Below are 4,476 nucleotides of genomic sequence, written 5' to 3'. Positions count from 1 at the left end.
GCGCGCGCCAAGCATGACATTATCGGCGATGCTGGCCCATGGCAGCAGCAGATCCTGCTGCCCCATCCATGCAATGCGTCCCGCCAGCGGCAGCCCGTCATCCGCGATGATACGCCCCTGCCCGGGGGCCACCAGCCCGCCCAGCATGCGCAGCAGGGAGGTCTTGCCCACCCCGCTCGCGCCAAGCAGGACGGTCATGATCCCGCCACCAATCCGCAGGTCCAGATCCCGGAACAGGGGTGCCCCCCCGAAATCCAGCCCGACGCCTTCAAGATGGATGGCGGGTGCCGCCTGCATCATTTCCTGCGGGTGGGATAGGGAATGCCCAGCGCATCGCGCGCGCGCGTGGCCAGGCGGTCCACGCGTTCGTTGTTCTCATCGCCCGAATGGCCGCGCACCCATTCCCACTCGATCTCGTGCTTCGCGCTCACATCCAGCAGGCGACGCCACAGATCCATGTTCGCCACCGGGTCGCCCGAGGCATTGCGCCAGTTGCGCCTGACCCAGCCCGTGCTCCAGCGCATGATGCCGTTACGTACATATTCGCTGTCGGTATGCAGCACCACGCGGCAGGGACGCGTGAGGGCTTCCAGCGCCTCGGCGGCGGCGGTGAGTTCCATGCGGTTGTTGGTGGTTTCCGCCTCGCCGCCGGAAAGTTCACGCTCCTGCCCGCGACAGCACAGCAGCGCCCCCCACCCACCGGGGCCGGGATTGGGCTTGCAGCCGCCATCGGTCCAGATCTCGACCACATCGCTCGTCGCGGCAGGGGTGTCCACCGTGGTTGCATCCTCACTCATGGCAGAAACCTCTCGCCCATGCGCGCGGCGCAGAATTCCATCCGCGCCAGATAGTCCAGCGGATCCTTGCGCGTGACCAGCGCATCGGGCGGGGTGTTGATCCAGTCGTACAGCCGCGTCAGCGTAAAACGCAGGGCCGCGCCGGTGGCGAGCGTGGCCAGGGCCGCCTCTTCCGCCTCTTCCAGCGGGCGGACGCCATTATACCCCGCCACCATGGCCTGCGCGCGCGCGGGCACGAAACGTCGCGCCTCATCAAAGCACCAGGCATTGATGCCAATGGCCAGGTCATAGGCGTACCAGTCGGTACAGGCGAAGTAGAAGTCGATCAGGCCCGACAGCCTGCCATCACGGAAAAACACGTTATCGGGGAACAGGTCGGCATGGATCTGCCCGCGCGGCAGGGAGGGATTGTTCCCCGTGCCCGGCCATGCGGGCAGGACGCGCGCCAGCACATCGCCAATCTCACGCACCAGACCGGGGCGCACTTCATCCCCCCGCGCACGGCAGGCTTCCAGCAGTCCGGTCCATGACTGCGGCCCCATGGAATTGGGGCGTTCGGCCACGTAACCTTCCCCCAGCAGGTGCAGGCGCGCCATGGCCGCCCCCACCTGCGCGCACATGTCCACATCCACCCGCCGCGACCATGCGCCAGGCAGGAAGGTGGTAATCGCCGCGGGACGACCCGACAGCATGCGCAGGGTCCGCCCCTGCCTGTCCGCCACCGGCAGCGGGCACGACAGCCCGTGCTGGGCCAGATACTGCATGAGCCCGAGGAACCACGGCAGTTCATCGGGGTTCACGCGCCGTTCGTACAGCGTCAGGATAAAGGTGGCCTGGGTGGTCTTCAGCAGGAAATTGCTGTTTTCCACCCCTTCCGCAATGCCCTGGCAGGCGACGGGCCTGCCGATGTCATAGCCTTCCAGAAACGCAGCCAGCGCATCTTCCGGCACTTCGGTATAGACTGCCATGCCCTGATACGGTTCAGCCCAGCGGCGCCGGCAGGCGGAAGGCCACGTTTTCTTCCTTCACGGTGATTTCCTCGATCTCAAGCGTGAAACGCTTGGCGAGGGCGGCCACCATTTCCTGCACCAGCGATTCCGGCGCGGACGCCCCGGCGGTGATGCCCAGCGTGCCCACCCCGTCCAGCGCCGACCAGTCCAGCGCGTTGAGCCGGGGCACCAGCAGGGCGCGCGGCGCTCCGCTGCGCTCGGCCACTTCGCGCAGGCGCTGCGAGTTGGAGGAGTTGGGCGAACCGATCACGATCACCAGATCACAGCCGGGGGCAATGGCCTTGACCGCTTCCTGCCGGTTGGTCGTGGCGTAGCAGATGTCCTCCCGCCGTGGCCCCTCGATCTGGGGGAAGCGGTCGCGCAGGATATCGACGATCTCGGCCGTATCATCGACCGAAAGCGTCGTCTGGGTAATGAAGGCGAGCCGCGTGGGGTCGGCGGGCTGCACCGTGCGGGCTTCCTCCGCATCGTTGATGAGCGTGACGGCGCCCGCGGGAAGCTGGCCCATCGTGCCCACCACCTCCGGATGGCCCGCATGGCCGATCATCAGGATATGGCGGCTTTCCGGCCCGCCATCGGCAAAGTGGCGTTCGGCCTCGCGGTGCACCTTCGACACCAGCGGGCAGGTCGCGTCCAGATAGAGCAGGTTGCGGCGCTCGGCCTCCGCCGGGACGGTCTTGGGCACGCCATGGGCGGAAAAGACGACATGGCCGTCGGCTGGCACTTCATCGAGTTCCTCGACAAAGATCGCGCCCTGCGCCTCAAGCGCCTCGACCACGGTACGGTTGTGGACGATTTCGTGGCGGACATAGACCGGCGCGCCGTAGCGGCGGATCGCTTCCTCCACCACGCGGATGGCGCGATCGACACCGGCGCAGAATCCGCGCGGGCCGGCGAGAAGTACTTTCAGGACACGGGGCGGTGCCTCGGCGGGGGCAATGTTATCGGGTGTATGAATCATCTGGTCGGGCATGGTGTTCCCCAAACGTCCGGCGAGCGGTATAGGATACGGACCGCGATCTGCTAGAGTTCCGGCGCCGGTATCCCGTGCGATGGTCCGGCCCTACGCAAACCGTGGCAATGACGCAAGCCATTTTCCCGTTGACCCTAACGTATTCTGCCATGCCTGTCCTCCCCCGTTACCCGGCCACCTGCCTGTCGCCCCCCGCCGCATCTGGCCCGGCGGGATTCTGTCCACCCCTGAACGACCCGGAATAGCCGCATGAGTCCTGCCCTACCGCTGGCGCGCCTGCGCCGCATGGCCCTGAAATTCTGCATGGTGCCCACACTCGCCGTGGTTGGCGGGTGTTCCGGCGCAACCGATTCGATTGATTTCGCGCCAGCCTGCCCCGTTGTGGAAATTCCCAGCGAGGCGGCCGATTACTACCAGTATTCCGGCAGTGACCATGACATCACCCACCTGATCGCGCGCGCCAGCCTGACGCGCGTGGTCGGCTCGTGCGAGGCCGGGTCGCAACGTAACGTGATAACGGGGCTGAAAATCGGCCTGCATGTGGAACGCGGGCCTGCCTCGCACGTCAATTTCGTCAATATTCCGTATTTCGTGGCGGTCGTGTTCAACGGGGACATCAAGAGCAAGAAGGAATTCGTGGCCCATGTCTCCTTCGAGGACGGGCGGATGCAGGATCTGACCCATACCGGCAACATTCCCATCGCCCTGCCCGTCTCGCGCCGCGTGCATAGCGACCAGTACCATATCGAGATCGGCTTCCAGTTGACCAAGGCGCAGCTTGACTTCAACCGCGCCCATCTGGTCATGCCCACCTTCCACAAGATGTAGGGCGCGCTGTTGGCCCCGCACCCGCCCCCCCGGGAACTGACATGGCGCGGCGTGGTGATCGGCGCGCTGATCACGGTGGTCTTCACCGCGTCCAATGTCTATCTGGGTCTGCGGATCGGGCTGACGGTCGCCACATCCATCCCCGCCGCCGTCATTTCCATGGCCGTGCTGCGGCTGCTGGGCGGCGGCACGATACTGGAAAACAACCTGATCCAGACGCAGGCCTCGGCCGCGGGCACGCTAGCCTGCGTGTTCGCCAGCCTGCCCGCGCTGGTCATGGCCGGGGTCTGGCGGCACTTCCCCTATATGCAGACGGCGGTCCTGACCGCGGCGGGCGGCATGACCGGCGTCCTGTTCACCATCCCGCTGCGCCGGGTCATGCTGGATGATCCGGCCCTTCCGTTTCCCGAAGGTGGCGGCGGCGGAAATCCTGCGCGCGGGGGCGAACCGGGAAAATCCGGGCGGTGTCCGCGCCCTGCTCCATGGGGGCGCTCTCGCCGCGCTCCTGACCTTCGCCGCCGCCGGACTGCGCGTGCTGGGGGATGGCATCAGCGCCACCGTGACATGGGGACTGTCCGCCTTCCGGCTGTCGCTCGGGTTTTCACCCGCGCTGCTGGGGGCGGGGTACCTGGTTGGCCTGCCTGGCGGAATCGCCATGGTCGTGGGGGCCGTACTGACATGGGAAGTGGCGGTTCCCGTCATGGCGCAGTTCCTGCCGCACCCCGCCGGGATGGATGCGGGGGATTTCGCCACCCAGATATGGAAGGACAAGGCCCGCTTCATCGGCGCGGGGCTGATCGGGGTCGCGGCGATCTGGACCGTGCTGCGCATGGGCCGCCCCCTGCTGTACAGCGTGCGCGCCTGCTGG

The 4,476-nt window shown here is 66.7% G+C and carries 5 protein-coding genes and 1 pseudogene; 2 read left to right on the top strand and 4 right to left on the bottom strand.

Annotated elements, in window-relative coordinates; translation table 11 throughout:
* The 4 genes from JCM25156_RS09790 to ispH all read right to left on the bottom strand — a co-directional run.
* On the bottom strand, nucleotides 1–300 hold a 300-nt coding region (locus JCM25156_RS09790; protein ID WP_025812935.1), incomplete at its 3' end, for an ATP-binding cassette domain-containing protein.
* On the bottom strand, nucleotides 297–797 hold the full coding sequence (gene rnhA, locus JCM25156_RS09785) for a ribonuclease HI (RefSeq protein ID WP_025812933.1): 501 nt from the start codon (nucleotides 795–797) through the stop codon (nucleotides 297–299). The genes rnhA and JCM25156_RS09790, both read right to left, overlap by 4 nt.
* Complete coding sequence (locus JCM25156_RS09780; RefSeq protein ID WP_025812931.1) at nucleotides 794–1,765, bottom strand: homoserine kinase; 972 nt, start codon at nucleotides 1,763–1,765, stop codon at nucleotides 794–796. The genes rnhA and JCM25156_RS09780 overlap by 4 nt, the downstream gene beginning before the upstream one ends.
* Before the next feature lie 13 nt (nucleotides 1,766–1,778).
* Nucleotides 1,779–2,768: a 4-hydroxy-3-methylbut-2-enyl diphosphate reductase gene (ispH, locus tag JCM25156_RS09775; protein WP_242402585.1), complete on the bottom strand. Its 990-nt coding sequence runs from the start codon at nucleotides 2,766–2,768 to the stop codon at nucleotides 1,779–1,781.
* Nucleotides 2,769–3,029: 261 nt separating this feature from the next.
* Here ispH and JCM25156_RS09770 point away from each other — a divergent pair, with 261 nt between their 5' ends.
* Both JCM25156_RS09770 and JCM25156_RS23220 read left to right on the top strand, forming a co-directional pair.
* On the top strand, nucleotides 3,030–3,608 hold the full coding sequence (locus JCM25156_RS09770) for a hypothetical protein (protein ID WP_025812929.1): 579 nt from the start codon (nucleotides 3,030–3,032) through the stop codon (nucleotides 3,606–3,608).
* Between the two features lie 9 nt (nucleotides 3,609–3,617).
* Nucleotides 3,618–4,476 (top strand): annotated as a pseudogene (locus tag JCM25156_RS23220) (OPT family oligopeptide transporter); the annotation flags it as partial.

This window comes from Komagataeibacter kakiaceti JCM 25156, assembly GCF_000613305.1.
The sequence above is the reverse complement of the archived record's forward strand: the minus strand, read 5'-3'. Positions and strand labels throughout refer to the sequence as shown.